The sequence below is a fragment of the Massilia endophytica genome (assembly GCF_021165955.1).
In the GTDB taxonomy this organism is placed as follows: Bacteria; Pseudomonadota; Gammaproteobacteria; order Burkholderiales; family Burkholderiaceae_D; genus Rugamonas; species Rugamonas endophytica.
In genome coordinates this window covers 2,928,858-2,954,342 of the sequence record NZ_CP088952.1, presented here as the reverse complement: position 1 = coordinate 2,954,342, position 25,485 = coordinate 2,928,858, and the positions used below count along the sequence as shown (strand labels likewise).

Below are 25,485 nucleotides of genomic sequence, written 5' to 3'. Positions count from 1 at the left end.
CTAGTCCGGACGCGGGCGCTTGCGCGTCCTTGACCGGGCGCGCGAGCGGTGGCGCAGCGCGGCGCTGTAGGCCGGTTCGCCGCTGCGCGGCACCACAGCCCAGTACCAGCCTTCGCCCGCATGTTTTTTCGTGGCCTGCTCAGGGTCCGTGTCGATGTTCAGCGCCTCCGCCGTTCCGCCAGGCAGCTCCGCCAGTAACTCTCCTTCCATCGCGAACTCCTGCAGACTCTCGCCTGCAAACTCCCCAGGCGCCGGTTCGGCAATGGCCTCTTCCTCGTCAGGCAGCCCTGCCTTTTCAAGGTTCAGCAGCAGCGGATCGAGCAGGGCGGCCAGCATCCTTGGCTGGGCCGGCTCCGCCTCCGCGCCGATATCGCCTCCATCGCCGTCATCGCGGGGCAGGGTGAAGGCTTCGCTGTCGTCATCGATCGGCCGGCGGGGAGGCGGGACAGCAGCGTCTTCGGACGCGGCGGGACCAGAGCTGGGATGGCTGAACAGAAGACGGGTCATGGCCGTATTCTAGAAGAAATTTTGAAGTAGAAAATTTGTTCTACGTGCTATATGCTGTCACCCACGGCTGAGCATTCCGCCTGCAGCCGCTATTGGGAGACTCCATGCGCCTACTGTTTTGTCTCGGCCTTTTTGCTGCGGCCCTGCTGTCCTCTGCACACGCTCACGACGGCCCTGTTCTTGTCAAAGCCGCGCCCTCGCTCGGCCAGCCGGGCCCGGGGCGCCTGCTCCTGTTTGCGGAGAAGGTGGTGGAAGGGAAGGGCGCCCCGGCCGCCGTCGACGCCGATCCCTTCGTGAAGAACCAGAACTTCGTAGCGGCCCGCGAGGTGAGCGGCATCAACGCAGGCGAGGCTGTGCGCTTCTATCCCGGCGACCTTGCTTTCCCCGTACCGGTCGATCAGCTTCCGCCAGGCGACTACTGGGTGCAGGCCTTGCTGGACCGCGATCACAGCTACGGCTATTCGGGCCGCGGTGCGGGCGATGTCGCCTCGCCGGTGCGCAAGCTGCACCTTCCGGCCGCGGAGCCGCTTACGCTCGAACTGGCGGAGGTGCTGCCCGGACGCAGCTACTGGACACGGCCGGACGGCAAGCCCCTGGTGAAAGCGGAGGACAAGGCGGAGGTGGAGCGGCGCATCACGGAGTTCTCCGTCGACAGCGATGCGCTGACCGCCTTCTGGGGCACGCGTAAGGCATTGCGCGGCTTCGTGCTCACGCCGCCGGGCTATGGCGAGAATCCCGCCCGGCGCTATCCCGTGGTGTACTTTACGCACGGCTTCCAGGCAGGCATGGCCTCGCTGGCGGACAGCGCGCTGGGCGTACTCAATCAGACGGGCAACGGCCGGCTGCCGCCCATGATCTGGGTGTTCCTGGACCAGAGCCTGGCCAGCGGCACCCACGAGTTCGCGGACAGCGTGAACAACGGTCCCTGGGGCCGTGCGCTGACGGCGGAGCTGCTGCCGGAGATCGACCGCCGCTACCGCACCGACCCGTCGGCGGGCCGCTACCTGATGGGGCACTCCTCCGGCGGCTGGGCCGCAGTCTGGCTTCAGGTGAACTACCCCACCTTGTTCCGCGGCGCATTTGCCACCTCGCCCGATTTCCTGGACTTCAGTGTGTTCGAAGGCCTGGACCTGGCCGATCCGAACACCGTGAAGCGCGACACGTCCGCGGCGCGCATGGAGGAAGTACTGGCCGAATATGGCGGGCAGGCCCAGGCCTTCGAGTGGGTCTTCTCTCCGAGGGCTGCGGATGGCAGGCCGCGCAAGCTGTACGACCGTGCCACCGGCAAGATAGACCGCGAGGTCGCGGACTACTGGCTGGCGCATTGGGATCTCTCGCGCATCGTGCGCCAGCGCTGGGCGGGACAGAAGCGCGAGCTCGATGGGAAGCTGCACATCTATGTGGGCGACAAGGACGAGTACGGCCTTGATGTTTCGGTGCGCAAGTTCGAGCAGGCCGTGCGCGACGTGGCAGGCCAGGCCAGCTTTGCCTATCTGCCCGGGAAGGGCCACTACGACCTGTATGCTGAAGGCAGCGAACGCATGGCCTTGCGGCGCAGGATGGGCTGGGAGATCTGGAAGACGGCCTATCCCGATTCGCCGCTGAAGGACGCAGTGCCCGCGCCCTGAAGGGATCAGAAGAAGCTGCGCTTTTCCTCGTAGAGCGGGTCCGGCCCGCTCTGCATCTCGCGCACGATGCCGTCGCGGCTGAAATGGATGTGCATCATGGAGTTCCACACGCCGGACTCCTTGTAGCGGTAGCTCCAGACCTCCAGGTCGCGCAGGGAGAGGTACATGGTCTCCGCCGGGCGGCCGAAGGTGCGCAGGATGCTCTCCTTGTTGTCCTGGCCCAGCTTCACGGTGGCGAACTTCTCGCTGCTCAGCACCTGCTCGTAGCGGCGCAGGCGGCCGTCGGGCCCGTAGGTGGCCATCCAGGTGTACTGGCCGAAGGCGCCCGCGCCGTATTCGGCGATGGTTTCGCCGCCCGGCCCCGCATGGCGGGCGGAGGGCTGGCCAAGGCGGGCCTCCACCGCCGCCATGGATTCGCCTGGCGCAGGCGGCGGACCGCCGAAGCCTGCGCAGCCCGCCAGCAGCAAAAATGTTGTCGTTATCGCCAGTTTTTTCATCGTGGAGGCTCCTCGGTGCCGAATAATTGTAGCGAGAAGCCGATACAAGGGCTGTTTTTTCCGCTATACTTCCGGGTCTGGTCCAAAAGGGCCAGGCATTCCATCATCCGTAGTTCACGATGTGCAGGGTTGAAAGACTCCGTGCATCGCATGTGAAAGGTAATATCATGACCGTAGAAAACATCAACAAGGCCGCGATCATCGCGGACAACGCACGCGCCCAGAACGACACCGGCTCGCCGGAAGTTCAGGTTGCCCTGCTGACCGCCCGTATCAACGAACTGAACACCCACTTCAAAGAGCACACCAAGGACCATCACTCCCGCCGTGGCCTGATCAAGATGGTGAACCGTCGTAAGAGCCTGTTGTCTTACCTGAAAGGTAAGGACGCCAACCGTTACCGCGATCTGATCGCCAAACTCGGTCTGCGTAAGTAATTTTTGCGTCACCCGGTTCAGTACGAAATGCCTGCGACAGCTCGCTGCCGCAGGCATTTTGTCTTTCTGAACCGTTGATTTATTGCCAAGAAGCAGTAGCACTTGGCACGGAGGAAGAAGTAGAGCAGTAAGGCAGCCTGTGCGCTGCCTGTGGTGAGGTGAACGACAGCTCCTGAAAATCTGTCGGCAAATAGAAAGGGAATACCCATGTTTAACAAAGTTACGAAAACCTTCCAGTACGGTCAGCACACCGTCACGCTGGAAACCGGCGAGATCGCTCGCCAGGCCTCCGGCGCAGTGATGGTGTCGATGGACGACACCGTGGTGCTGGCGACCGTGGTGGCGCGCAAGGACGCCAAGCCCGGCCAGGACTTCTTCCCGCTGACCGTGGACTATATGGAGAAGACCTATGCCGCGGGCAAGATCCCCGGCGGCTTCTTCAAGCGCGAAGGCCGTCCTTCCGAGAAGGAAACGCTGACTTCCCGTCTGATCGACCGTCCGATCCGTCCTCTCTTCCCTGAGGGCTACATGAACGAGGTGCAGGTGATCGTGCACGTTCTGTCGGTCAATCCTGAGATCGATCCGGATATCCCATCCATGATCGGCGCTTCCGCCGCCCTGTGCGTGGCCGGTGTGCCGTTCAACGGCCCGATCGGCGCCGCCCGCGTAGGTTACGCCAACAGCCAGTACATCCTGAACCCGACCACCAGCCAGCTGAAGACCTCCGAGATGGACCTGGTGGTGGCCGGTACCGAAACCGCCGTGCTGATGGTGGAATCGGAAGCCAAGCAGCTGTCCGAAGAGATTATGCTGGGCGCCGTGGTCTATGGCCATGAGCAGATGAAGGCCGTGATCGACGCGATCCACGACCTGGTGCGCGACGGCGGCAAGCCCGAGCAGGAGTGGACCGCTCCGGCCAAGAACGACGCCCTGATCGCCCGCGTGGCCCACTTCGCCGAAGCGAAGATCCGCGCCGCCTACCAGACCAAGGACAAGCAGGCCCGCACCGAGAAGCTGCGCGCCATGTCCGCCGAAGTGCAGGCCGACCTGGCTGCCGAGGCAGCTGCCGCCGGCGCCGAAGCGCCGGACGCCGTGGAAGTGGGCAATATCCTCTTCGACATGGAAGCCAAGGTCGTGCGTTCGCAGATCCTGGAAGGCGAGCCGCGCATTGACGGCCGCGACACCCGCACCGTGCGCCCGATCTCGATCCGCACCTCTGTGCTGCCGCGCACCCACGGTTCCGCCCTGTTCACCCGCGGCGAAACCCAGGCGCTGGTCGTAGCGACCCTGGGCACCGCCCGCGATTCGCAGAAGATCGACGCACTGATGGGCGAATACACCGACGACTTCATGCTCCACTACAACATGCCTCCGTTCGCCACCGGCGAAACCGGCCGTGTGGGTACACCGAAGCGCCGCGAAGTGGGCCACGGCCGCCTGGCCAAGCGCGCCCTGGTGGCGGCCCTGCCGTCGCAGGAAGAGTTCAGCTACTCCGTGCGCCTGGTGTCCGAAATCACCGAGTCCAACGGTTCCTCCTCCATGGCTTCCGTCTGCGGCGGCTGCCTGGCGCTGATGGATGCCGGCGTGCCGATGAAGGCGCATGTGGCCGGTATCGCCATGGGCCTGATCAAGGAAGGCGGCCGCTTCGCCGTGCTGTCCGACATCCTGGGTGACGAAGACCACCTGGGCGACATGGACTTCAAGGTGGCCGGTACGGCCAACGGCATCACCGCGCTGCAGATGGACATCAAGATCCAGGGCATCACCAAGGAAATCATGCAGGTGGCGCTGGCCCAGGCCAAGGAAGGCCGCCAGCACATCCTGGGCGAGATGCAGAAGGCCATGCCGAACGTGAAGACCGAGCTGTCCGACTTCGCGCCGCGCCTGATCACCATCAAGATCAACCCCGAGAAGATCCGCGACGTGATCGGCAAGGGCGGCGCCGTGATCCGCGCGCTGACCGAAGAGACCGGCACCCAGATCGACATCAGCGACGAAGGCGTGGTGACCATCGCTTCCGTCGACGCTGCTGCCGGCCAGGAAGCCAAGCGCCGCATCGAAGAGCTGACCGCTTCCGTGGAAGTGGGCAAGACCTACGACGGCACCGTGCTCAAGCTGCTGGACTTCGGCGCCATCGTTCAGGTGATGCCAGGCAAGGACGGCCTGCTGCACATCTCGCAGATCGCCAACGAGCGCGTGAACGCCGTGGCCGACTACCTGAAAGAAGGCCAGCAGGTGCGCGTGAAAGTCCTGGAAACGGACGACCGCGGCCGCCTGAAGCTGTCGATGAAAGCCGCTGCGGAAGAAGCTGCCGCCGCTGCCGCCAACGCACAGTAAGCCTCAGGGCTCCGAAAAGCCGCCAGCGCGCAAGCGCCGGCGGCTTTTTTTATGTGCGCCCAGCATGGGCGTACTCCTGCGGGTGCAAGTCCCGCCGCGAGCTGACCACAGTGAGCGAAGCGAAGCGCAACTGCGGAAGGGTAACCGACCGTGGGAAGGAAGCGTGGAGCGTAAATCATGAGCCGAGGAACACGAATCGCATAGAAGGCACTGCTGCTCAGGGCAAGCGGGCATAAAACCGCAAAGCTCTTGTGGTCAAAGGACGGTGGTGTAGATGCGGCGGTTGTGTGATGAAGGAGTGCGGCCCTTACCTGGGGACGCCCCGCTTTATGCCTGAAAGGGCGACGAAAAAAAAATCGGAGCGGGGTCTCAGCAGAGGTCATAGTAGCTGGAGGTAGCGCCGGGAAGGCTCGACTCCGCCAGTGAAGGACCGAACGAGAAGGAGTGAGTCCGATATGCCGATGCAGCCAGCCATGCGTCAGATGCCCGTGCAAGCGGGGCGGGAGGCCGTAAGGCAAGGTGAAGCCTTGTCTGATGCTTTCAGCGACGAAGCGGAATGCCCGCGGCATGCCACCGGAAACACGGGGACAGCGCTGCTTGCTGCGGCGCTGACAACAGAGAACCTGCGGCGGGCATTCAAGCGTGTGCGCGCCAACAAGGGAGCAGCTGGCGTCGATGGTCTGGACATCAACCAAACCTCTCATCATCTGGCGACCGCGTGGCCGGGCATACGCGAACAACTGCTGTCAGGGACGTACCGGCCCAGCCCGGTGCTCCGGGTGACGATCCCGAAACCGGACGGCGGTGAGCGCGAGCTTGGCATCCCGACGGTGACGGATCGCCTGATCCAGCAAGCACTCCTGCAGGTGCTGCAACCGATACTTGATCCCACCTTCAGCGAGCACAGCTACGGCTTCCGTCCGGGTAGGTGTGCGCAAGACGCAGTCTTAGCCGCCCAAGCGTATGTCCAGTCGGGCCTGCGAGTCGTGGTTGACGTTGACCTGTCGAAATTCTTCGATCGGGTCAATCATGACATCCTGATTGACCGTCTGCGCAAGCGCATTGAAGATGCCGGGGTCATCCGGCTGATCCGGGCCTATTTGAACAGCGGCATCATGGACCATGGCGTGGTGCTGGAACGGACTGATGGAGCGCCTCAAGGTGGCCCGCTCAGCCCGCTACTTGGCAACATCATGCTCGATGAGGTGGACAAGGAACTGGAGCGGCGCGGCCATCGCTTCGCGCGCTACGCCGACGATGCGAACGTCTACGTACGCAGCATCAAGGCGGGGCAGCGGGTGATGGCGCTGTTGCGGCGCTGTTATGCCAAGTTGCACCTCATGGTCAACGAAAGCAAAAGCGCGGTGGCCAGCGCCTTTGGTCGCAAGTTCCTCGGTTACAGTCTGTGGGTGGCACGCGGAGGCCAAGTGAAGCGCGCAGTGGCTCATAAGCCGCTGGCAGCCTTTAAACAACGCCTCCGGGAGCTCACCGGCCGCTCCGGCGGGCGCAGCATGGCGGAAGTGGTGGCAAAACTACGCATCTATATGCTGGGATGGAAGGGGTACTTCCACTTGGCGCAAACTCCGAAGATTTGGCGGAGACTCGATGAATGGCTGCGTCATAGGCTGCGGGCAATCCAGCTCAAGCACTGGAAACGCGGAACTACCATGTACCGGGAATTGGTCAAACTTGGGGCCGCGCCATCGGTGGCAAAACAGGTGGCGGCGAATAGCCGTCGCTGGTGGCGCAACAGTGACAGGCTGCTGAAAACCACCCTCACTATTGCCTACTTTGACCGCCTGGGTGTGCCTCGCCTTTCCTGACCTCAACTTCTTGAACCGCCCGGTGCGGACCCGCATGCCGGGTGGTGTGGCAGGGGATCGGTCAGTCAAACTGACCGCCCCTATGCCTATTTGCGCAGCGCGGAGATGTCGACCGAGTAGATGTTGCGCAGGCCGTTGAAGGGGAAGGAGGCCAGTTCCCCGGCCACGTCGGCGGCGGACCGCACGGGCTTCGCGCGCGGCCAGGCGGCGGCGCCTTCGCGCCGGGTGCTGGCGAAGAGCAGGGTCTTGCCGTCCGCCGAGATCGAGCTGGCGAATTCCTGCTGCGGCGAATTGAGCGGCCCTTCGATGCGCTGCGGCGCCGCCCAGCCCTCGCCATTGCGTTCGACGAGGAAAAGGTCGCTGTTGCGCGCGGCGTCGAGCACGCCGGCGATGCCGAAGCTCTGGTCCGGCGCCACAGCGAAGGAGAAGGCGTTGAAGGGGAGCTGCTCGGGCGGCTGGTAGGCGCCGTCCACCAGCCGGGAGCGGAAGACGGGGTTGCCGTTGCCCGCGCGCCCGAAGTAGAGCGTGCCGTCCGCCGCCAGCGAGGGGTAGATTTCGTTTACGCCCGAGTTGATGTGGTCGGGCAGGCGATGCGGCTCGCCCCAGTTGCCGCCCGCATCGCGCAGCACTTGCCACAGGTCGAGGTCCGCCTTGGCGTCCGTGCCGCTGGCGGGGCGGTTGGAGATGAAGACGTAGCGCCTGCCGTCCGGACTGAGCACGCCGTCGCCGTCGTTCCATATGCCGGAGAAGGGCAGTACGGTGGGCGCCTGCCATTGGCCGCCGCGCTTCACGGACTGCAGGAGCACCATGCGGTTGAACCCCGCGTCCGTGCGGGTGAAGAAAACCGCGTTGCCGTCGGGCGTGAGCGAGGCGGCGAAGTCGTGGAAGGCGGTGGAAATGACGCCGGGCGCCAGTGCTTGCGGCGCGGCCTCCAGCGCGGGCGCCGAAAGCGCCGCGCCGCATAGGGCCAGCAGGCAGGCGGCAAGGGCCGCCCGCCTTGTAATGCAGTCGTTCATGGACTCTCCTCATTGTGATGATGCCGGGGAGAGCAAGGCGCAATGCTTGCTCTCCGGCGATTCTATCGCAAGGAGAGCTCCCCCGGTCAGTGCGCCAGGGCGGGCAGGGCGGGGCGGGCTGCCGCTGCGCCCGCCGCATGCGCCAGCTTGAAGATGCGCACGGTTTCCTCCAGCGTGGACGCCTGGTCCTGCAGCGTGGCCGCGGCGGCCGCCGCTTCCTCCACCAGGGCCGCGTTCTGCTGCGTCGCCTGGTCCATCTCCGTCACGGCGCGGTTGATCTGGTCGATGCCCGCGCTCTGCTCCTCGCTGGCAGACATGATCTCGCCCATGATGTCGGTCACGCGCGTCACGCTCGCCACGATATCGCCCATGGTGGCGCCAGCCTTGTCCACCAGCGCGGTCCCGGCCTCGGCGCTCTGCACGGCATTGCCGATCAGTTCCTTGATCTCCTTGGCGGCGCCCGCCGAGCGCTGGGCCAGGTTGCGCACCTCGGAGGCGACCACGGCAAATCCGCGGCCCTGTTCGCCCGCGCGGGCAGCTTCGACCGCGGCATTCAGCGCAAGGATATTGGTCTGGAAGGCGATGCTGTCGATCACCGAAATGATGTCCACGATGCGCTGCGAGGAGGTATTGATGTCGCCCATGGTGTCCACCACCTGCGCCACCAGCTTGCCGCCCTGGGCCGCCACCTCGGACGCCGACAGGGCCAGCTGGTTGGCCTGGCGCGCGTTGTCCGCATTCTGGCGCACGGTGGCGGTCAGCTCCTCCAGCGACGATGCCGTTTCTTCCAGGCTGCTGGCCTGCTGCTCGGTACGCGAGGACAGGTCCAGGTTGCCGCTGGCGATCTGGGTGCTGGCGCTGGCGATGCTGCCAGCGCCGTCGCGCACACGCAGCACGGTGGAGGCCAGCTGCTGCTGCATCTTCTGCAGGCCGCCAAGCAAGGTGCCCATTTCGTCGTTGCGCGAGATCTCGATCCGGGTCGAGAGATCGCCATCGGCCATCGCTTCGAAATGGCGCAGGGCCTGGCGCAGCGGGCGCATGATGGCGCGCATCAGCGCTGCGCAGGCGGCCACCATCACCACCGCGCCCAGGACCATGGCTGCCACCGAAATGACGAACAGCCTGCGGTACAGGGCCTGGCTGTCCTCGTAGCCTTCCCTCGCCAGCTTCACCTGGAGCTGGGCCAGCCTGTCGGCCGCGTCGTTGTAGGCAGCGAACAGTTCCGGCACCTTCCTGACGGCCAGGGCATCGATGCGGTCCAGTTCACGGTTATGCAGAGCCTGTGCCAGCGCCTGCAGGCCATCTTTCACATACGCCGCGCGCTTCCGCTGCACCTCGTCCGCCAGCGCGTCTTCCTCGGGGCCGGCAGGCAGCTTGCGGTACTGCTGCCAGGCCTCGTCGGAGTCGCGGAGCAGCGCCGTGCTCGTTCCGGCGATCTCCTGCGCGTCCGGCGCATCCGGATGGAATACGGCGCGGTCCAGCACGAAGCGGGCGCGCGCCAGCGAGTTCTTGGCCGCTCCCATCGCAATGGTGGAGGCCAGCTGGTTCGAGTACACCTCGTTCAGGCTGGCATTGCTGGCACGCATGCCGGCAATGCCTTCCGCGCCGAGCAGCAGCAGCAGCAGCCCGAGCAGGGAAAAAGTCAGGATCAGGCTGCTGCGGATGGTGAGGTTCTTGAGGAATTTCATGGTTGGGAGGCAGTGTGAAAGGATGCGCTCCCAATGTAACATTCTGATTTCCGTGTCGCAATTGATTTTGCCGTACGGAACTCAGTTGTGGCTATTTCCCCTCATAGGTAACACGGTAGAGCTTGCCACCATGATCATCACTGATCAGGATGGAACCATCGGCGAGCTGGGCGATGTCCACGGGTCTTGCCACCACATCATCGCCTTGCAGGAAGCCGTCGATAAAGGTGGTGGTGGTGACCTCCTTGTTGCCCTGCAGGGTGACGAGGCTGACGCGGTAGCCGCTCTTCGTGCTGCGGTTCCAGGAGCCGTGTTCGGCCACCAGCACATTGTTGCGGTAGTGGGCGGGGAACTGGCGGCCCGTATAGAAGGCCATGCCGAGCGGGGCCACATGGGGGCCCAGCTTGGCAACGGGCGGCGTGAACTCCTCGCAGCTGCGGCTGCCGCCGAACTGGGGGTCGGGCACCACGCCGCCATGGCAGTAGGGGAAGCCGAAGTGCATGCCCAGCTTGGGCGCCACGTTCAGTTCGCAGGACGGGGTATTGTCGCCCATCTCGTCGCGGCCGTTGTCGGTGAACCAGAGCTCCTTCGTCACGGGGTGCCAGGCGAAGCCTACCGTGTTGCGCACGCCCTTTGCCACCAGCTCCCAGTTCGAGCCGTCCGGATTCATGCGCCAGATCTTGGAATAGATTTCGTCTTCCTTGTCGCAGACATTGCAGGGCGCACCCACTGGCACATACAGTTTGCCGTCCGGGCCCGCCTTGATGAATTTCTCGCCATGCCATTTGTCGCTGGGCAGGTCGTCCTTCACCACCTTGTAAGCGGGCTTGGCGGCGTAGCGGCGGTCGATGTCGTCGAAGCGGATCACGCGGGAAATCTCGGCCACGTAGAGCGCGCCGTTCAGCAGGGTGACACCGATGGGGTTGTTCAGGCCCTCGGCAATCGTCACCACCTTTTCCGCCACGCCGTCGCGGTTTTCGTCCACCACGGCATAGACCTTGCCCGCCTTGCGCGAACCGACGTAGACGATGCCGCTGTCGGAAACGGCCATGGAGCGTGCGCTCGGCACCTTGTCCGCGTAGACGGCGATGCGGAAGCCCTTCTGCAGGCGGAAGCCGGAGAGGGCATCGGGCTCGCGGGCCGGGGCCTGCCCCGCGCCGGGCTTGCGCGGCGCGACATAATCCGCCAGCGCGGCGATCTGGATTTTGTTCAGGGTGCCGGCCCAGGCAGGCATGCCCTTGTCCGGCACGCCTTTGGTGATGAGGCGGATCAGGTTGGCGCGCGTGGGCTCGCCGTGGATCCAGGCCTGGTCGGCGAGGGCAGGGCCCACCGCGCCTTCCATCTTCGCGCCGTGGCACTGGGCGCAGTTGCTTTGGTAGAGCTTTTCGGCGGAGACCGTGGGGGCGGCGGAGGCGGCGCCGGCCGCGAGAGCCAGGCCCAGCAGGGCCGCGTGGAGTGGGAAGTGGCGCATTCTTGTCGTTGGATATGTTGAAAACGCTCATATTACCGCCAGGCAGCGCAATGGTAGTATCCCGTCCATATTGAACTTTGGAGCATGCAATGAGCAAAGCCCTGCGTCTGTCTGAAAAATGGTTCCAGCGCGGCCTGTGGCTGGTGGCCCTGGTCTTCGCCGGTTTCCTCATCGGCCTGGGCGGCAAGGTGGTGGAGAACATGAACCTGGTGGAGGAGCCCCTGGTCCTGCAGCAGTTCGTGGACGAAGCGGCCTACCGGAAGGCCGAGATGGAGCTGCAGCTGGCCGAGGCGGGCGTGGTGGAGGCCCAGGCCGCGCTCGAGCAGGCCCGGCAGAAGCACAAGGTGGCCGCCTCCAACAGCCAGACGGCGAGCGAGACCTTCGACAACTGGCTCTCCACCCGGCGCGTGACGGCGCGGCCGGAGCAGGACCCCGAACTGATCGCCCGCACGCGCGAGCTCGACGGGCTGAAGGCGGCCGAGCGCACGGCCCTGGGCGCCGTGCAGGCCCAGGAACAGAAGCATCTGCACGCGAGCCAGGCGCGCGACCGGGCCGCCACGCGCATCAACCAGCTGGAGGCGTCGGCCCAGCCCCTGCTGGACCGGGCCCGCCAGATGCGCGAGCTGCGCGTCTTCGGCTATCGCCTGGCGCTGACCCTGCCGCTGCTGGCGGCGGCGGGCTGGCTGTGGATGAAGCAGCGCAAGAGCACCTACTGGCCCTTCGTCTGGGGCTTCATCTTCTTCGCGCTGTTCGCCTTCTTCGTGGAGCTGGTGCCCTATCTGCCGAGCTATGGCGGCTATGTGCGCTATGTGGTGGGCATCCTGCTGACGGTGGTGGTGGGGCGGCAGGCCATCGTTTCGCTGCAGCGCTACCTGGAACGCCAGCGCGCCGCCGAAGCCCTGCCGGACAATCAGCGCCGCCAGGACCTGAGTTACGAGGTGGCCCAGGCGCGCCTGGCCAAGGGCGTCTGCCCCGGCTGCGAGCGGCCGGCGGACCTGAAGGACCCGAAGATGGACTTCTGTCCCCACTGCGGTATCGGCCTCTTCAACCGCTGCACGGCCTGCGACACCCGCAAGAACGCCTTCACCCGCTTCTGCTTCTCCTGCGGCACCCCCGCCGCCACCGCCCCGGTCGAATAGCGCCACCTCATGCCCTCACCATCGCTGCCGGGCTATGCTGAGCCAAACGGGAGGGCGGCGTGGGCAGACGGCGGGCAGGGCACTTGCGGTCCAGGCGGGCAGGGCGGTTCATTGGAGCCTACGCGGCCGATCTGGCGACGAGCAGCGTTCTTTTTTCCATCACTTTGCTGTTCAGCGCCGCAATCGCGGCGCTGGTTGAATGGATGACCGCAATCGTCCGGGATCCGGACTTCTTGCTATTTGCCCGTTTGACGCACATCATACTTCTATGTTTCGACGCCTTGCTGCTGGCGGTCTGGCTGATACGCTGGCTGGTGCGAAATTCGAAGGAGTGGCCATGATCAAGTCCGATCTGCATGAATTTTGGCTGGGATTCAAGGAAGGCGTCGTCATTGGCATACGCAGGACCCCGGCTTTCTACTTCGAGCCGGTCATTGTCACCTGGCGCTGGATGCGCCGGGGCATGCACACCTTGGGTCAGCACCTCGGCTGGCGCTGAGAAACGCGCGAATATCCCCCGATTCTGTCGTCTGGCACGCCAATTCTGCAGTTCATCGCAATCCGCGTGATGCTTGCCCGGCGGCTGGTTACGATGCAAGCATACCAACAACGCTTGCACGGGGAGGGATCATGAACATCGCCAAAAACATGGAGTTCATCTTTGTGGCCGCCATCATTCTGGTGGGCGGCACCAGCATGGCGACCGCCAAGGCCATCCGCCCCGTGGTGCGCGGCATTGCTCCGCCAGCGGTCACCGCCCAGGCGGCCCAAGCCCCGATGCCGGTGGTCGTGGTCAGCGCCAAGCGTCTGAACGCGGCAGAGAAAGCCGCCCTGTAAGCCTGTTGCCCGCGGCCCGGCCGCACGGTACAGTTACCAGATCGTTTGCCTGCTGGCACACAAGAACACTGCATGAGGATGCTGCCATGAAGAACCCAATCCGTTTCTCCCTGCTGATCGCCGCCCTGGCCCTGTTCGCGGGCGCCGCCGGCGCCCAGGAGCAGACCACCGCCCCTGTCATCGACGCCCGCGTGGTGCGCGTTAAGCTCGATGGCGTGATCGACCTGCGGCTGCGCCAGGGCGACCAGCCTTCCGTCCACATCACGGGCGAGAAGCGCTATGTGGACAAGGTGAAGGTGGTGCAGAACGGCGACACCCTGCTGCTGGACACGGAAAGCCGCGGCATGAAGTGGAGCCGCTCCACGGTGCGCGCGGACGTGGTGCTGCCGCAGCTGCGCGAGCTGGTCTCGGAAGGCGTGGGCACCATGGAGGTGAGCGGCTTCAAGGGCGAGGAAATCGAACTGACGCTGGACGGTGCGGGCAGCATGAAGGTGGTCTGCGACTACCGCCGCCTGAAGGCCAACCTTGGCGGCGTGGGCAGCATGCACCTGTGGGTGGCGGAGAACGACGCGGTGGATCTGGAACTGGGCGGCGCGGGCTATGTGACCCTGGGCGGGCGCAGCAAGATGCTGCGGGCCAACCTGGGCGGACTGGGCGGCCTGAATGCGCAGCAGTTCCAGGCCGATTCGGTGGAAGTGGAGCTGAGCGGCCTGGGCAATGCCACCGTGAACGCCCGCACCAACGCCAACCTGAACCTGAGCGGCCTGGGATCGGTCACCGTGTACGGCAAGCCGCTGAACCGCAACGTCAGTGTGGATGGACTGGGTAAAGTCAGCTGGAAGTAAATGGGCCCCGGGGACAGGGGCGAATAACATCAAGAACGAAGCCATTTCGGACAAATGAAAAAACTAGGACGCATCATCGTGGCGATCGGCGTCGCGCTCGGCCTGCAAGGCAGCGCGATAGCCGGCTTCGCTGAAGGCGCAACCGCCTACAACAACAAGAACTATGCCCTGGCGTACAAGGAAATCCTGCCGCTGGCGCGCGCCGGCAACACGGAAGCCGAGCACCTCCTGGGGCTGATGTACTACATGGGCCGCGGCGTGCCGCAGGACTACAAGCAGGCCCTCGTCTGGCACCGCAAGGCGGCCATGAAGGGCAAGGCCGACGCGCAGTATGTCGTGGGCGCCATGTACTACACGGGCAATGCCGTGGTCCAGGACCACAAGCAGGCCGTGAGCTGGTTCCGCAAGGCGGCCGAGCAGGGCCATGCGGAGGCCCAGCAGGTGCTGGGTCTGATGTACCGCTACCACATCGGCGGCATGCCGCAGGATAACGTCATCGCCTACACCCTGTGGAACCTGTCGGCGGCGGCGGGCAATGCCAACGCCGCCGAACAGCGCGCCGCCGTGGCCAAGACCATGAGCCCGGAGCAGATCGAGGAAGGGCAGCGCCTGTCCTCGGCCTGGAAGCCGGGCATGCCCCTGCCGCGCACCTCGCGCACGGGTGGCGGCTGAGTTTTTCCGCCCACGGTAAAATCGCCCCTTTCCAGCGAAAGGGGCGATCATGCGTGCCATTGAAATCAGCAAGTCCGGGCCGCCCGAGGTCCTGCGCCTGACCGAGCGGCCCGTGCCCGTGCCGCAGGCGGGCGAAGTGCGCATCCGCGTGCATGCGGCGGGCGTCAACCGGCCCGACGTGTTCCAGCGCCTGGGCAGCTACGCGCCGCCGCCCGGGGCCTCCGACATTCCCGGCCTGGAAGTGGCGGGCGAAATCGTGGACGGCGACCTGGCGGGCAGCGGCTTCCGCATCGGGCAGATGGTGTGCGCCCTGGTGCAGGGCGGCGGCTATGCCGAATATGTGACAGCGCCCATCGAACAGTGCCTGCCGGTGCCGCGCGGGCTGTCGGCGCTGGAGGCGGCCTCGCTGCCGGAGACCTTCTTCACCGTGTGGAGCAATGTGTTCGACCGCGCCCGCCTTGGGCGGGGCGAGACCCTGCTGGTGCAGGGCGGCAGTTCAGGCATCGGCGTGACGGCCATCCAGCTGGCCAGCACCCTGGGCCACCGCGTGTTCGCCACGGCTGGCAGCGACGAGAAGGCGCGCGCCTGCGAGGCGCTGGGCGCGGAGCGGGGCATCAACTACCGGCACGAGGACTTCGCCGCCGTGGTGCAGCAGCTCACCGGCGACACGGGCGTGGACGTGATCCTGGACATGGTGGGCGGCGACTACCTGCCGCGCGAAATCAACTGCCTGGCCGATGACGGCCGCCTCGTCATCATCGCCCTGCTGGGCGGGGCGAAAGGGCAGCTGGACATGGGCCAGGTGCTGCGCCGCCGCCTCACCGTCACCGGCTCCACCTTGCGTCCCCGCTCCGTGGCCTTCAAGGCGGAGATCGCGCGCCAGCTGCGCGAGAAGGCCTGGCCTCTCATCGAAGCGGGCGACATCAGGCCCGTCATCTACCAGACCTTTCCCCTGGAGCAGGCAGCCGCCGCGCACACGCTCATGGAGAGCAGCGCCCACGTCGGCAAGATCATGTTGCAAGTTATTTAAGGGCCGGGTTTGACCCGCCCGAGCGCACCACGTTACAATTACGGGTTATTTGCTCACGGACGCCTATGCGACGCAAACTGGTTATCGGCAATTGGAAGATGAATGGCAGCCTGGCTGGCAATTCGGTATTATTGTCCGGAGTTGTCGCTGGCTATGCCGCGAAGAATGCCGATTGCGCGGTCTGTGCGCCAGCCCCCTACCTGGCCCAATGCCAGGCCGAGCTGGCCGGAACGCCCATCAGCTGGGGCGCGCAGGACGTGTCGGCCTACGCGGCGGGCGCCTATACCGGCGAAGTCGCCGCCTCCATGCTGCAGGATTTCGGCTGCCGCTATGTGCTGTGCGGCCACTCCGAGCGCCGCGCCTATCACCAGGAAAGCAGCGAGCTGGTGGCGCAAAAGGTGCTGGCCGCGCTGAACGCGGGCCTGACGCCGGTGGTCTGCGTGGGCGAAACCCTGGAGCAGCGCGAAGCAGGGCAGTCGGCCCTGGTGGTGTGCGCCCAGCTGCAGGCCGTGCTGGACGTGCTGGAAACCCCGGCGCTGGAAAAGATTGTGCTGGCCTATGAGCCCGTATGGGCCATCGGTACCGGCAAGACGGCCACGCCCGCCATCGCGCAGGAAATCCATGCGCTGCTGCGCAAGCAGGTGGCCAAGCGCAGCCCGGCCGCGGCCGAAGCGCTGCAGATTTTGTACGGCGGCAGCGTCAAGCCGGACAACGCGCGCGAGCTGCTGGCCCAGCCGGATATCGACGGCGGCCTGATTGGCGGCGCCGCGCTGAAGGCGGCAGATTTTCTCGGCATCGTACACGCTGCCGAATAAGTGATTAAGTAGTACCTTCGTTAAACTGAGAATGGAATAGCATGAACACCCTGTTCAATCTGATCGTAGTAGTGCAGGTCCTGTCGGCCCTGGCCATCATCGGCCTGGTGCTCCTGCAGCACGGAAAGGGCGCCGACATGGGCGCGGCCTTCGGCTCCGGCGCCTCCGGCAGCCTGTTCGGCGCCACCGGCTCCTCGAACTTCATGTCCAAGTCCACCGCGGTGGCCGCAGCGATCTTCTTCGCCGCGACCCTGGGCCTGTCCCTGCTGGCCAACCAGCGCACGACGGCGGTGGGCGGCGGCGTGATGTCGAACGTGACCGCGCCTGCTCCGGTCAAGGGTTCGGCCGCCATTCCTTCGGCGAACCCGGCGCCTGCTCCGGCAGCTGCCACTCCGGCGCCGGCGGAAGCCGCACCGGCCGCCCCTGCGCCTGCCTCCGGCGCACCGGCTCAACAAATCCCGAAGTAAAACCGGCTATTTTCAGCCTTCCGCTATTTTTCTTCTTGATCTGGCGCAATTGACATTAACAAAGTGCGCAAACCAGAGTAGAATAGCGGCCTTAATGCCGACGTGGTGAAATTGGTAGACACGCTATCTTGAGGGGGTAGTGGCGCAAGCTGTACGAGTTCGAGTCTCGTCGTCGGCACCAAGAATTGAGAGGCCAGCATGGGCGCCCGAGTTGCACAAACTCATGCCCTTGCTGGTTTTTTTACGAGGATGTGTCGTTTGATCCTGGTCTCAGCATTCGATTGGGGTCGAGCGTTCATGCACTGCGGTTCATGGCAGTGCACTCCCAACCGATCGTTATAAGCTGCTACCACATCGTGAACCTCGAAAACTACTTCCCCGTCCTCCTGTTCCTGCTCGTCGGCCTCAGCGTCGGCGTCGTTCCCCAAGTGCTGGGCCGCCTGCTTGGCCCCCACAAGCCCGATGCGGCGAAACTTTCCCCTTACGAGTGCGGCTTCGAAGCCTTCGAAGACGCGCGCATGAAATTCGACGTGCGTTACTACCTCGTCGCAATCCTCTTTATTTTGTTCGATCTGGAAACGGCATTCTTCTTCCCGTGGGGCGTATCCATGCGCGAACTGGGCTGGCAGGGCTTCGTGACGATGATGGTGTTCATCGCCGAATTCGTGGTCGGTTTTTGGTATATCTGGAAGAAAGGTGCCCTTGATTGGGAATAAGCCATGGCTATTGAAGGCGTATTGAACGAAGGTTTCATCACCACCTCGGCCGACAAGCTGATCAACTGGGCGCGCACCGGGTCGATGTTCCCGATGACGTTCGGCTTGGCCTGCTGTGCGGTCGAAATGATGCACGTGGGCGCTGCCCGTTACGACATGGACCGCTTCGGCGTGGTGTTCCGTCCGTCCCCGCGTCAGTCCGACGTGATGATCGTGGCCGGCACGCTGTGCAACAAGATGGCGCCCGCGCTGCGCAAGGTCTACGACCAGATGCCGGAACCGCGCTGGGTCATCTCCATGGGCTCCTGCGCCAACGGCGGCGGCTACTACCACTACTCCTACTCCGTGGTGCGCGGCTGCGACCGCATCGTGCCGGTGGACGTGTACGTGCCGGGCTGCCCGCCGACCGCGGAGGCTCTGCTCTACGGCATCATGCAGCTGCAGAACAAGATCAAGCGCACGAACACGATCGCACGTTGATGGGGCGCTGAAGAAAAATGACTACACATCTGGAAGTCCTGGAAACCGCCCTCGGCAAGGCCCTAGGCGAGCGCGCGGCAATCACCGTGGCGCTGGGCGAAATCACCATCGTCGTCAAGGCTGACGACTACTACGGCATCATGCAGACGCTGCGCGACGATCCCGCACTCGGCTTCGATCAGCTGATCGACCTGTGCGGCGTCGACTATTCGACCTACGGAGAGGGCGCCTGGGAAGGCGCCCGTTTCGCCGTGGTGTCGCACCTGCTGTCGGTGAAGAACAACTGGCGCCTGCGCGTGCGCGTGTTCTGCGCCGACGACGACATGCCCCTCGTGCAATCGGTTACCCCGCTGTGGCGCGCCGCCAACTGGTACGAGCGCGAAGCCTTCGACCTGCTGGGCATTCTCTTCGAAGGCCACAACGACCTGCGCCGCATCCTCACCGACTACGGCTTCATCGGCCATCCGTTCCGCAAGGACTTCCCGGTTTCCGGCTACGTCGAGATGCGCTATGACGAAGCGCAGAAGCGCGTGATCTACCAGCCTGTGACCATCGAGCCGCGCGAAAACGTGCCGCGCGTGATCCGCGAAGAAAACTACGGGATGAAATAATGGCTGAGATTAAGAACTACACCCTGAACTTCGGTCCGCAGCACCCGGCAGCGCACGGCGTGCTGCGCCTGGTGCTGGAACTGGACGGCGAGGTGATCCAGCGCGCCGACCCCCATATCGGCCTGCTGCACCGCGCCACGGAGAAACTGGCCGAGCAGAAGACCTACCTGCAGTCCGTGCCCTACATGGACCGCCTGGACTACGTGTCCATGATGTGCAACGAGCACGCCTATGTGATGGCCATCGAGAAGCTGCTGGGCCTCGAAGTGCCGCTGCGCGCGCAGTACATCCGCGTGATGTTCGACGAGATCACGCGCCTGCTGAACCACCTGCTGTGGCTCGGCGCGCACGCGCTGGACGTGGGCGCCATGGGCCCCTTCCTGTACGCCTTCCGCGACCGCGAAGACCTGATGGACATCTACGAGGCGGTGTCGGGCGCGCGCATGCACGCGGCCTACTACCGTCCCGGCGGCGTTTACCGCGACCTGCCGGACGCGATGCCACAGCATAAGCAGTCGCCGATCCGCTCGGCCAAGGCCATCGCCGCGCTGAACGAGAACCGCCAGGGTTCCGTGCTCGACTTCATCGAGGACTTCACCCGCCGCTTCCCCACCTATGTGGACGAATACGAGACCCTGCTGACCGACAACCGCATCTGGAAGCAGCGTACCGTGGGCATCGGCGTGGTGTCGCCGGAAGACGCGCTGGCCATGGGCTTCACCGGCGCCATGCTGCGCGGCTCGGGCGTGGAGTGGGACCTGCGCAAGAAGCAGCCTTACGAAGTGTACGACCTGATGGAGTTCGACATCCCGGTCGGCACCAACGGCGACTCCTACGACCGCTACCTGGTGCGCGTGGAAGAGATGCGCCAGTCCAACCGCATCATCAAGCAGTGCGTGGAGTGGCTGCGCAATAACCCGGGCCCGGTCATGAGCGGCAACCGCAAGGTGGCGCCGCCGAATCGCGTGGACATGAAGTCCAACATGGAATCGCTGATCCACCATTTCAAGCTGTTCCAGGAAGGCTTCCACGTGCCGCCGGGCGAAGCGTATTGCGCGGTCGAGCATCCGAAGGGCGAATTCGGCATCTACCTGGTGTCCGACGGCGCCAACAAACCTTATCGTCTGAAAATCCGTGCCCCGGACTATGCCCACTTGCAAAGCCTGGATGAAATGGCGCGCGGCCACATGATCGCCGACGCCGTGACCATCATTGGTACGCAGGACATTGTGTTCGGCAGTATTGACCGATAAGCGAGGCAGAAAAGATTATGTTATCCGAGCAGTGCTATAAAAAAATCGACCGCGAGCTGGCCAAGTATCCGGCCGACCAGCGCCAGTCCGCCGTGATGGCCTCCCTGGCCCACGCACAGATGGAGCTGGGCTGGGTCTCGCCCGAAACCATGAAGGAAATCGCCGACTACATCGGCATGCCGGCCATCGCCGTGCAGGAAGTGGCGACCTTCTACAACATGTACAACCTGAAGCCCATCGGCAAGCACAAGATCACCGTGTGCACCAACCTGCCATGCGCGCTGTCGGGCGGCGTGAAAGCGGCCGAGCACCTGAAGCAGAAGCTGGGCATCGACTTCCGCGACACCACCGCCGACGGCGAATTCACGCTGATGGAAGGCGAGTGCATGGGCGCCTGCGGCGACGCGCCGGTGCTGCTGGTGAATAACCACCGCATGTGCTCCTTCATGAGCAACGACAAGCTGGACGCCCTCGTGGAGGAGCTGAAGAAATGACTTCCCTGCACGACCGCCACATCAATCCCCTGATCCTGAAGGATCTGAACGGCGACAACTGGCGCCTGGCCGACTACGTCAAGCGCGGCGGCTACTCCGCCCTGCGCCGCATCCTGGAAGAGAAGATCGCTCCCGAGCAGATCATCGCCGACCTGAAGACCTCCGGCCTGCGCGGCCGCGGCGGCGCCGGTTTCCCCACCGGCCTGAAATGGTCCTTCATGCCGCGCCAGTTCCCCGGCCAGAAATACCTCGTCTGCAATACAGATGAGGGCGAACCGGGCACCTTCAAGGACCGCGACATCATCCGCTACAACCCGCACTCGCTGATCGAAGGCATGGCCATCGGCGCGTATGCGATGGGCATCACCGTGGGCTACAACTACATCCACGGCGAGATCTTCCAGGAATACCTGCGCTTCGAAGAGGCGCTGGAAGAGGCGCGCGCCGCCGGCTTCCTGGGCGACAAGATCATGGGCAGCGATTTCAGCTTCCAGCTGCACGCCCACCACGGCTACGGCGCCTACATCTGCGGCGAAGAGACGGCGCTGCTCGAATCGCTGGAAGGCAAGAAGGGACAGCCGCGCTTCAAGCCGCCGTTCCCGGCGTCCTTCGGCCTGTACGGCAAGCCGACCACCATCAACAACACCGAGACTTTCGCGGCCGTTCCCTTCATCCTGAACGTGGGCCCGGAAAACTACCTCGGCCTGGGCAAGCCCAATAACGGCGGCACCAAGATCTTCTCGATCTCGGGCGACATCGAACGTCCCGGCAACTACGAAGTCCCGCTGGGCACCCCGTTTGCCAAGCTGCTGGAACTGGCGGGCGGCATGCGCGGCGGGAAGAAGATCAAGGCCGTGATCCCCGGCGGCTCCTCCGCGCCGGTGATCCGTGGCGAGATCATGATGAACACGGACCTGGACTACGACTCGATCGCGAAGGCCGGCTCCATGCTCGGTTCGGGCGCCGTGATCGTGATGGACGAAACGCGCTGCATGGTCAAGGCGCTGGAACGCCTGGCCTACTTCTACTACGAAGAGTCCTGCGGCCAGTGCACGCCATGCCGCGAGGGCACGGGCTGGATGTACCGCATGGTGCACCGTATCGAGAACGGCCAGGGCCGCGCCTCGGACCTGGACATGCTCAATTCGATCGCCGACAACATCCAGGGCCGCACCATCTGCGCCCTGGGCGATGCCGCCGCGATGCCGGTGCGCGCCTTCGTCAAGCAGTTCCGCGAAGAATTTGAATACCACGTCGAACACAAGCACTGCCTGGTGCCTGTCTCGGCCTACTAAGCTGCGATCATCATGGTTGAAATCGAAATAGACGGCAAAAAAGTCGAAGTCCCACCGGGCAGTATGGTGATGGACGCCGCCAACAAGCTGGGCACCTACATTCCGCACTTCTGCTATCACAAGAAATTGTCGATCGCCGCGAACTGCCGCATGTGCCTCGTGGAAGTGGAAAAGGCGCCCAAGCCCCTGCCTGCCTGCGCCACGCCGGTCTCCGCCGGCATGATCGTGCGCTCGCACAGCGAGAAGGCGGTCCAGGCGCAGAAGAGCGTGATGGAATTCCTGCTGATTAACCACCCGCTGGACTGCCCGATCTGCGACCAGGGCGGCGAGTGCCAGCTGCAGGACCTGGCCGTCGGCTACGGCAAGAACAACTCGCGCTACGAGGAAGACAAGCGCGTGGTGGTGCCGAAGGAAGCCGGCCCGCTGGTGTCGATGAAGGAAATGAGCCGCTGCATCCACTGCACGCGCTGCGTACGCTTCGGCCAGGAAGTGGCCGGCGTGATGGAGCTGGGCATGCTGGGCCGCGGCGAGCACTCCGAGATCACCACCTTCGTGGGTGAAGCGGTGAACTCGGAAATGTCGGGCAACATGATCGACCTGTGCCCGGTCGGCGCGCTCACCTCCAAGCCTTTCCGCTACAGCGCCCGTACCTGGGAACTGTCGCGCCGCAAGTCCGTCACGCCGCACGATTCCACCGGCGCCAACCTGATCGTCCAGGTCAAGCAGGGCAAGGTGAAGCGCGTGCTGCCGCTGGAGAACGAAGCGATCAACGAGTGCTGGATTTCCGACAAGGACCGCTTCTCGTACGAGGCGCTGGACAGCGAAGAGCGCCTGACGCAGCCGATGCTGAAGCAGGGCGGCGACTGGAAGGAAGTGGACTGGCAGACCGCGCTGGAATACGTGGCGCACGGCCTGAAGAACATCAAGCACGAACACGGCGCGGACGCGCTGGCCGCCTACGCGACCGGCCATTCGACCGTGGAAGAACTGGCGCTGCTGAAGAAGATGATGAGCGGCGTGGGTTCGGACAACATCGACTTCCGCCTGCGCCAGAGCGACTTCGCCCTGGACGGCGAGGTGACGCCGTGGCTGGGCATGCCGATCGCCGAGATCAGCACCCTGCAGCGCGCCTTCGTGATCGGCTCCTTCCTGCGCAAGGATCATCCGCTGTTTGCGACCCGCCTGCGCGCGGCCGTGAAGGCGGGCGGCAAGCTGTCCACGCTGAACGCGGTCAACGACGATAACCTGATCAACACCGCCAACAAGCTGATCGCCGCGCCATCCGACTGGCTGGCGGCGCTGACTGGCGTGGTGGCCGCCGTGGCCAAGGCCAAGGGTGTGGCCGCGCCGGCAGGTTTCGACACCGTGACCTCCTCGGAGACCGCGAACGCGATCGCCGCCAGCCTGCTGGGCGGAGAGAGCAAGGCCGTATTCCTGGGCAACGCCGCCGTGCAGCACCCGCAGGCCTCCGCGCTGCACGCTGCCGCGCAGTGGATCGCCGAAGCCACGGGCGCCAAGCTGGGCTACCTGACCGAGGCGGCCAACACCGTGGGCGGCTACCTGGTGGGCGCCACCGCGAAGAAAGCTGCTCCCGCCTTCTCCGCGCCGAAGAAAGCCTATGTGCTGCTGAACGCCGAACCTGAGCTGGATGCGGCCAACCCGCAGGCCGCCACCGCCGCGCTGAAAGCGGCCGAGATGGTCGTCGTCATGTCCGCCTTCAAGCACGGCATGGACTACGCCGACGTGCTGCTGCCCATCGCGCCGTTCGCCGAAACCTCGGGCACCTTCGTCAACGCCGAAGGCCGCGCCCAGAGCTTCAACGGCAGCGTCAAGCCGCTGGGCGAAGCCCGTCCGGCCTGGAAGGTGCTGCGCGTGCTGGGCAACATCCTCGGCCTGGAAGGCTTCGACTACGAGACCTCGGAAGCGATCCGCGACGAGGTGCTGGGCAAGGGCGTGACCGACCTGTCCGCAAAACTGAACAATGCATCGAAGCAGACCCTGGTGGCAGCTGCCTTTGGCGGCGGCGACCAGCTGGAACGCATCGCCGATGTGCCGATCTACTTCGCCGACGCGCTGGCCCGCCGTTCCGGCCCGCTGCAGGCGACCGCCGACGCGGCCGCGCCGAAGGCGCACATCTCCGCCGCCCTGGCGCAGCAGATCGGCGTCGCCACCGGCGGCATGGTGCAGGTGGTGCAGGGCTCCGGCTCGGCCATCCTGGAAGCCCTCGTTGACGCGGCGCTGCCTGCCAACGTGGTGCGCGTAGCCGCCGCTCACGTATCGACCAGCACCCTGGGCGCTATGTTCGGCCCGATTTCGGTTGCCAAAGCAGGGGAGGCCAAGTAATGGGCGACTTCATCACGACCCTTAACACCAACGGCGCCGCGCTGCTGGGTCCCGTCTGGCCCCTGGTCTGGACCATGATCAAGCTGCTGTGCGTGCTGCTGCCGCTGATGGGCCTCGTCGCCTACGCCACCCTGTGGGAGCGCAAGCTGATCGGCTGGATCCAGATCCGTATCGGCCCGAACCGCGTGGGCCCCGCAGGCCTGCTGCAGCCGATCGCCGACGCGCTCAAGCTCCTCTTCAAGGAGATCGTGATCCCGACCAAGGCCACCCGCAGCCTGTTCGTGATCGGCCCGATCATGACCATCATGCCTGCGCTGGCCGCATGGTCGGTGGTGCCTTTCGGTCCCGAGGCCGTGCTGGCCAACGTGAACGCGGGCCTGCTGCTGCTGCTGGCCATCACCTCCATGGAGGTGTACGGCATCATCATCGCGGGCTGGTCCTCGAACTCGAAATACTCCTTCATGGGCGCCATGCGCGCCTCGGCGCAGATGATCTCCTACGAGATCCCCATGGGCTTCGTGCTGGTGGTGGTGCTGATGGTGTCCGGTTCCCTGAACTTCATCGACATCGTGACGGGGCAGGGCAAGGGCTACTTCGCGGACATGGGCCTGAGCTTCCTGTCCTGGAACTGGCTGCCGCTGCTGCCGCTGTTCGTGATCTACCTGACCTCCGGCCTGGCCGAGACCAACCGCCACCCCTTCGACGTGGTGGAAGGCGAGTCCGAGATCGTGGCGGGCCACATGGTGGAGTACTCGGGCATGTCCTACGCCATGTTCATGCTGGCCGAATACGCCAACATGATCCTGGTGGGCGCGCTGGCCTCGATCATGTTCCTGGGCGGCTGGGCTGCTCCGTTCAAGTTCCTGGAATTCTGGGGCGGTTTCGGCGGCTTCTTCTGGCTCTTCGCCAAGACCTTCTGCATCGTGTCGGTCTTCATCTGGGTACGCGGCACTTTCCCGCGCTACCGCTACGACCAGATCATGCGTCTGGGCTGGAAAGTCTTCATTCCTCTGACCCTGGTCTGGCTGGTGCTGGTCGCGGGCTGGATGCAGACGCCATGGAATATTTGGAAGTAAGGAAGCGA

The 25,485-nt window shown here is 64.6% G+C and carries 26 protein-coding genes and 1 tRNA gene; 21 read left to right on the top strand and 6 right to left on the bottom strand.

Going from position 1 to position 25,485, the window contains the following annotated elements; all coding sequences use genetic code 11:
• Positions 1 to 507 carry a hypothetical protein gene (locus LSQ66_RS13340; RefSeq protein ID WP_231765688.1) on the bottom strand — a complete coding sequence of 169 codons (507 nt, stop codon included), beginning with the start codon at positions 505 to 507 and terminating at the stop codon, positions 1 to 3.
• A 104-nt stretch (positions 508 to 611) separates the two neighbouring features.
• On the opposite strand from LSQ66_RS13340, the gene LSQ66_RS13335 reads away from it, so the two are divergent.
• Complete coding sequence (locus LSQ66_RS13335; protein WP_231765687.1) at positions 612 to 2,135, top strand: alpha/beta hydrolase; 1,524 nt, start codon at positions 612 to 614, stop codon at positions 2,133 to 2,135.
• A gap of 5 nt (positions 2,136 to 2,140) precedes the next feature.
• Here LSQ66_RS13335 and LSQ66_RS13330 read toward each other — a convergent pair whose 3' ends face one another.
• Complete coding sequence (locus tag LSQ66_RS13330; protein ID WP_231765686.1) at positions 2,141 to 2,632, bottom strand: hypothetical protein; 492 nt, start codon at positions 2,630 to 2,632, stop codon at positions 2,141 to 2,143.
• A 167-nt stretch (positions 2,633 to 2,799) separates the two neighbouring features.
• Here LSQ66_RS13330 and rpsO point away from each other — a divergent pair, with 167 nt between their 5' ends.
• From rpsO to ltrA, 3 genes are all read left to right on the top strand, one after another.
• A complete protein-coding gene (rpsO, locus tag LSQ66_RS13325; RefSeq protein ID WP_231765685.1) occupies positions 2,800 to 3,069 on the top strand; it encodes a 30S ribosomal protein S15 in 270 nt (89 codons plus the stop codon).
• Positions 3,070 to 3,276: 207 nt separating this feature from the next.
• On the top strand, positions 3,277 to 5,406 hold the full coding sequence (gene pnp, locus LSQ66_RS13320; RefSeq protein ID WP_231765684.1) for a polyribonucleotide nucleotidyltransferase: 2,130 nt from the start codon (positions 3,277 to 3,279) through the stop codon (positions 5,404 to 5,406).
• Positions 5,407 to 5,861: 455 nt separating this feature from the next.
• Positions 5,862 to 7,229, top strand: a complete 1,368-nt coding sequence (ltrA, locus tag LSQ66_RS13315; protein WP_231765683.1) for a group II intron reverse transcriptase/maturase — start codon at positions 5,862 to 5,864, stop codon at positions 7,227 to 7,229.
• A gap of 86 nt (positions 7,230 to 7,315) precedes the next feature.
• On the opposite strand, the gene LSQ66_RS13310 is transcribed toward ltrA, so the two are convergent.
• The 3 genes from LSQ66_RS13310 to LSQ66_RS13295 form a co-directional block, all read right to left on the bottom strand.
• Positions 7,316 to 8,245, bottom strand: coding sequence for an exo-alpha-sialidase (locus tag LSQ66_RS13310; RefSeq protein ID WP_231765682.1), 930 nt, complete (start codon positions 8,243 to 8,245; stop codon positions 7,316 to 7,318).
• Positions 8,246 to 8,331: 86 nt separating this feature from the next.
• Complete coding sequence (locus LSQ66_RS24860; protein ID WP_269449072.1) at positions 8,332 to 9,933, bottom strand: methyl-accepting chemotaxis protein; 1,602 nt, start codon at positions 9,931 to 9,933, stop codon at positions 8,332 to 8,334.
• 91 nt (positions 9,934 to 10,024) lie between these two features.
• The gene (locus LSQ66_RS13295; protein WP_231765681.1) at positions 10,025 to 11,404 is read right to left on the bottom strand and encodes a c-type cytochrome; all 1,380 of its coding nucleotides are present in this window, start codon (positions 11,402 to 11,404) and stop codon (positions 10,025 to 10,027) included.
• Positions 11,405 to 11,493: 89 nt separating this feature from the next.
• Here LSQ66_RS13295 and LSQ66_RS13290 point away from each other — a divergent pair, with 89 nt between their 5' ends.
• Positions 11,494 to 12,543: a zinc ribbon domain-containing protein gene (locus LSQ66_RS13290; protein WP_231765680.1), complete on the top strand. Its 1,050-nt coding sequence runs from the start codon at positions 11,494 to 11,496 to the stop codon at positions 12,541 to 12,543.
• A gap of 118 nt (positions 12,544 to 12,661) precedes the next feature.
• Here LSQ66_RS13290 and LSQ66_RS13285 read toward each other — a convergent pair whose 3' ends face one another.
• Positions 12,662 to 12,901, bottom strand: coding sequence for a hypothetical protein (locus LSQ66_RS13285; protein ID WP_231765679.1), 240 nt, complete (start codon positions 12,899 to 12,901; stop codon positions 12,662 to 12,664).
• On the opposite strand from LSQ66_RS13285, the gene LSQ66_RS13280 reads away from it, so the two are divergent.
• The 16 genes from LSQ66_RS13280 to nuoH all read left to right on the top strand — a co-directional run bounded on the left by LSQ66_RS13280 (position 12,881) and on the right by nuoH (position 25,477).
• Positions 12,881 to 13,042, top strand: coding sequence for a hypothetical protein (locus tag LSQ66_RS13280; protein ID WP_231765678.1), 162 nt, complete (start codon positions 12,881 to 12,883; stop codon positions 13,040 to 13,042). The genes LSQ66_RS13285 and LSQ66_RS13280 overlap by 21 nt on opposite strands.
• A 131-nt stretch (positions 13,043 to 13,173) precedes the next feature.
• The gene (locus LSQ66_RS13275; protein WP_231765677.1) at positions 13,174 to 13,380 is read left to right on the top strand and encodes a hypothetical protein; all 207 of its coding nucleotides are present in this window, start codon (positions 13,174 to 13,176) and stop codon (positions 13,378 to 13,380) included.
• 86 nt (positions 13,381 to 13,466) lie between these two features.
• Positions 13,467 to 14,225: a GIN domain-containing protein gene (locus tag LSQ66_RS13270; RefSeq protein WP_231765676.1), complete on the top strand. Its 759-nt coding sequence runs from the start codon at positions 13,467 to 13,469 to the stop codon at positions 14,223 to 14,225.
• 54 nt (positions 14,226 to 14,279) lie between these two features.
• On the top strand, positions 14,280 to 14,897 hold the full coding sequence (locus tag LSQ66_RS13265) for a tetratricopeptide repeat protein (protein WP_231765675.1): 618 nt from the start codon (positions 14,280 to 14,282) through the stop codon (positions 14,895 to 14,897).
• Positions 14,898 to 14,946: 49 nt separating this feature from the next.
• Positions 14,947 to 15,927: an NAD(P)H-quinone oxidoreductase gene (locus LSQ66_RS13260; RefSeq protein ID WP_231765674.1), complete on the top strand. Its 981-nt coding sequence runs from the start codon at positions 14,947 to 14,949 to the stop codon at positions 15,925 to 15,927.
• Positions 15,928 to 15,992: 65 nt separating this feature from the next.
• Positions 15,993 to 16,742, top strand: coding sequence for a triose-phosphate isomerase (tpiA, locus tag LSQ66_RS13255; protein WP_231765673.1), 750 nt, complete (start codon positions 15,993 to 15,995; stop codon positions 16,740 to 16,742).
• A gap of 41 nt (positions 16,743 to 16,783) precedes the next feature.
• Positions 16,784 to 17,209, top strand: coding sequence for a preprotein translocase subunit SecG (gene secG / locus LSQ66_RS13250; protein WP_231765672.1), 426 nt, complete (start codon positions 16,784 to 16,786; stop codon positions 17,207 to 17,209).
• A 96-nt stretch (positions 17,210 to 17,305) separates the two neighbouring features.
• Positions 17,306 to 17,390 (top strand) — tRNA-Leu (locus LSQ66_RS13245).
• Between the two features lie 175 nt (positions 17,391 to 17,565).
• Entirely contained in the window at positions 17,566 to 17,925 is a 360-nt protein-coding gene (locus LSQ66_RS13240) for an NADH-quinone oxidoreductase subunit A (RefSeq protein ID WP_231765671.1), read from the top strand.
• A 3-nt stretch (positions 17,926 to 17,928) separates the two neighbouring features.
• Complete coding sequence (locus LSQ66_RS13235) at positions 17,929 to 18,405, top strand: NuoB/complex I 20 kDa subunit family protein (RefSeq protein WP_008450353.1); 477 nt, start codon at positions 17,929 to 17,931, stop codon at positions 18,403 to 18,405.
• Positions 18,406 to 18,422: 17 nt separating this feature from the next.
• The gene (locus LSQ66_RS13230) at positions 18,423 to 19,016 is read left to right on the top strand and encodes an NADH-quinone oxidoreductase subunit C (RefSeq protein WP_231765670.1); all 594 of its coding nucleotides are present in this window, start codon (positions 18,423 to 18,425) and stop codon (positions 19,014 to 19,016) included.
• Positions 19,016 to 20,269 carry an NADH-quinone oxidoreductase subunit D gene (locus LSQ66_RS13225; RefSeq protein WP_231765669.1) on the top strand — a complete coding sequence of 418 codons (1,254 nt, stop codon included), beginning with the start codon at positions 19,016 to 19,018 and terminating at the stop codon, positions 20,267 to 20,269. The genes LSQ66_RS13230 and LSQ66_RS13225 overlap by 1 nt, the downstream gene beginning before the upstream one ends.
• Positions 20,270 to 20,286: 17 nt before the next feature.
• Positions 20,287 to 20,763, top strand: a complete 477-nt coding sequence (nuoE, locus tag LSQ66_RS13220; protein ID WP_231765668.1) for an NADH-quinone oxidoreductase subunit NuoE — start codon at positions 20,287 to 20,289, stop codon at positions 20,761 to 20,763.
• Positions 20,760 to 22,058: an NADH-quinone oxidoreductase subunit NuoF gene (gene nuoF, locus LSQ66_RS13215; protein WP_231765667.1), complete on the top strand. Its 1,299-nt coding sequence runs from the start codon at positions 20,760 to 20,762 to the stop codon at positions 22,056 to 22,058. The genes nuoE and nuoF overlap by 4 nt, the downstream gene beginning before the upstream one ends.
• A gap of 12 nt (positions 22,059 to 22,070) precedes the next feature.
• Positions 22,071 to 24,401: an NADH-quinone oxidoreductase subunit NuoG gene (gene nuoG, locus LSQ66_RS13210; protein WP_231765666.1), complete on the top strand. Its 2,331-nt coding sequence runs from the start codon at positions 22,071 to 22,073 to the stop codon at positions 24,399 to 24,401.
• Entirely contained in the window at positions 24,401 to 25,477 is a 1,077-nt protein-coding gene (gene nuoH, locus LSQ66_RS13205) for an NADH-quinone oxidoreductase subunit NuoH (RefSeq protein ID WP_231765665.1), read from the top strand. The genes nuoG and nuoH overlap by 1 nt, the downstream gene beginning before the upstream one ends.
• Positions 25,478 to 25,485 lie beyond the last annotated feature (8 nt).

Coding starts and splice junctions, on each gene's coding strand:
- nuoG (WP_231765666.1), top strand. CDS start 22,071: ATGGTTGAAATCGAAATAGACGGCAAAAAAGTCGAAGTCCCACCGGGC.
- LSQ66_RS13280 (WP_231765678.1), top strand. CDS start 12,881: ATGATCAAGTCCGATCTGCATGAATTTTGGCTGGGATTCAAGGAAGGC.
- LSQ66_RS13275 (WP_231765677.1), top strand. CDS start 13,174: ATGAACATCGCCAAAAACATGGAGTTCATCTTTGTGGCCGCCATCATT.
- pnp (WP_231765684.1), top strand. CDS start 3,277: ATGTTTAACAAAGTTACGAAAACCTTCCAGTACGGTCAGCACACCGTC.
- tpiA (WP_231765673.1), top strand. CDS start 15,993: ATGCGACGCAAACTGGTTATCGGCAATTGGAAGATGAATGGCAGCCTG.
- secG (WP_231765672.1), top strand. CDS start 16,784: ATGAACACCCTGTTCAATCTGATCGTAGTAGTGCAGGTCCTGTCGGCC.
- LSQ66_RS13235 (WP_008450353.1), top strand. CDS start 17,929: ATGGCTATTGAAGGCGTATTGAACGAAGGTTTCATCACCACCTCGGCC.
- LSQ66_RS13290 (WP_231765680.1), top strand. CDS start 11,494: ATGAGCAAAGCCCTGCGTCTGTCTGAAAAATGGTTCCAGCGCGGCCTG.
- LSQ66_RS24860 (WP_269449072.1), bottom strand. CDS start 9,933: ATGAAATTCCTCAAGAACCTCACCATCCGCAGCAGCCTGATCCTGACT.
- LSQ66_RS13260 (WP_231765674.1), top strand. CDS start 14,947: ATGCGTGCCATTGAAATCAGCAAGTCCGGGCCGCCCGAGGTCCTGCGC.
- nuoH (WP_231765665.1), top strand. CDS start 24,401: ATGGGCGACTTCATCACGACCCTTAACACCAACGGCGCCGCGCTGCTG.
- LSQ66_RS13285 (WP_231765679.1), bottom strand. CDS start 12,901: ATGCAGATCGGACTTGATCATGGCCACTCCTTCGAATTTCGCACCAGC.
- rpsO (WP_231765685.1), top strand. CDS start 2,800: ATGACCGTAGAAAACATCAACAAGGCCGCGATCATCGCGGACAACGCA.
- LSQ66_RS13340 (WP_231765688.1), bottom strand. CDS start 507: ATGACCCGTCTTCTGTTCAGCCATCCCAGCTCTGGTCCCGCCGCGTCC.
- nuoF (WP_231765667.1), top strand. CDS start 20,760: ATGACTTCCCTGCACGACCGCCACATCAATCCCCTGATCCTGAAGGAT.
- LSQ66_RS13225 (WP_231765669.1), top strand. CDS start 19,016: ATGGCTGAGATTAAGAACTACACCCTGAACTTCGGTCCGCAGCACCCG.
- LSQ66_RS13310 (WP_231765682.1), bottom strand. CDS start 8,245: ATGAACGACTGCATTACAAGGCGGGCGGCCCTTGCCGCCTGCCTGCTG.
- LSQ66_RS13270 (WP_231765676.1), top strand. CDS start 13,467: ATGAAGAACCCAATCCGTTTCTCCCTGCTGATCGCCGCCCTGGCCCTG.
- ltrA (WP_231765683.1), top strand. CDS start 5,862: ATGCCGATGCAGCCAGCCATGCGTCAGATGCCCGTGCAAGCGGGGCGG.
- LSQ66_RS13265 (WP_231765675.1), top strand. CDS start 14,280: ATGAAAAAACTAGGACGCATCATCGTGGCGATCGGCGTCGCGCTCGGC.
- LSQ66_RS13230 (WP_231765670.1), top strand. CDS start 18,423: ATGACTACACATCTGGAAGTCCTGGAAACCGCCCTCGGCAAGGCCCTA.
- LSQ66_RS13330 (WP_231765686.1), bottom strand. CDS start 2,632: ATGAAAAAACTGGCGATAACGACAACATTTTTGCTGCTGGCGGGCTGC.
- nuoE (WP_231765668.1), top strand. CDS start 20,287: ATGTTATCCGAGCAGTGCTATAAAAAAATCGACCGCGAGCTGGCCAAG.
- LSQ66_RS13335 (WP_231765687.1), top strand. CDS start 612: ATGCGCCTACTGTTTTGTCTCGGCCTTTTTGCTGCGGCCCTGCTGTCC.
- LSQ66_RS13295 (WP_231765681.1), bottom strand. CDS start 11,404: ATGCGCCACTTCCCACTCCACGCGGCCCTGCTGGGCCTGGCTCTCGCG.